The organism is Oleiphilus sp. HI0061 (genome assembly GCF_001635675.1).
The window spans coordinates 1-1,414 of record NZ_LWFE01000394.1 but is presented as its reverse complement, the minus strand read 5'-3'; the positions used below and the strand labels follow the sequence as shown (position 1 = coordinate 1,414).

The following is a 1,414-nucleotide window of genomic DNA, read 5'->3' as shown; positions in this document are numbered from 1 at the left end:
TGTAAGTACCAGCAATGCTTGAATCAACAGAACCGCTGACGACAATGGAGCTGCTTAAGTCTTCGCCTGGAACATCTGATGCAGTAGCGCCAGGGTCGGTGAACCGGGTGTTTAATTCTTGATTATACGGGCTGGCGCCTATTAGCGTAATAATCGGTGCAGTGGTATCGACAACATTAATTGTGCGAGAAACGACTACTGCTGCATTGCCTGATGAGTCTGACACGTCGTAGTTTAGGACATAGCTTCCAACCGTATCGTTCGTGACGCTTCCTGAGATAATGATATTAGCCGTAATATCACCATCAACATTATCGGTGGCTGTGGCTCCTTCTTCTATATAAGTGTCGCCTTTTTCCAGAGTGATACTCGAAGCTCCGCTTAGTGTAATGCTAGGGATAGTTGTGTCTTGGACGATTACATTACGAGTGACAGTCGTTGCGATGTTTCCAACGGCATCCGAAACGTCGTAGGACAGGGTGTAAGTTCCAGCAGTGTTTGCATCAACGGTTCCGGAAATAGTAATGTTTGCGCTGATATCTCCATCACGATTATCGATTGCTGTTGCGCCGGGTTCTATATAGCTGGTCAGTTGTTCAACGTATGTCGGATCGTCGCCAGTAAGAGTAATAACGGGAGCGATGATATCCTCTTCTAGAACGTAGACCATTCTAGATACCGTATCAGCGTTGTTACCTGCGCTATCAACGACATCATATTCAACTAGTATTCCCGTAGGGTTTGGTACGGATGTATCGATAATAGTGGGAGTATCGATAACGTTCGGCCTAGTAACGACCTCAGATGTCAAATCCAAGTCTTCTGTATCATAAGCGGAGTAGCCGGGCTCGGAATATTCGTCGCCAACAATAAGTGTGACGTCAGTTGAGCCCGCTGATGTTTCGGCAAGAGTAATGATAGGTTTTTCATCAACGCCAGCTTCACTGGCTTTTAGTTGGATTGGTGTGCCAGCGGTGAAGTCAGTGAACTGGAAGCAGTCATCAATATCAGTGCTAGTTGATTGGTCAGATAAAGCTGTTTGGCTAAGTAATATATCAGCATTGACTGCTACACCGTTCTTTTCAAAGCAGCCGGTAATGCCAAACGGGATAACCCCTGTTTCGATAGCGTAAATCGTAGCGGTGGTTTGGTCTGTGTGCCAAAGATATTCGCCGTTCCAACTTAATCCTTTAGGGTCAGCTCCTGGTGTGTCAAAGAAGTCAACAACGCTACCGTCGCTTGGGTCAATGCGGTAAACCTTGAGTTCTTCTTGGTCAGCTACCCATAAGTCTCTACCGTCCCAGGTAATACCAAAAGGGCGAGCATTAGTGACTGAGGGGTTAGATTGGTATGAAGGTAAAGAGGAGGGGCCTGGTAAAGACAAAAGAAGCGCACCATCTTCAGGGCGTACTTT

The 1,414-nt window shown here is 46.5% G+C and carries 1 protein-coding gene; it reads right to left on the bottom strand.

Annotated features, from left to right (window positions below; all coding sequences use genetic code 11):
- A partial coding sequence (locus A3735_RS05405) for a DUF5011 domain-containing protein (protein WP_156499424.1) occupies nt 1–1,414 on the bottom strand: 1,414 nt, incomplete at both ends.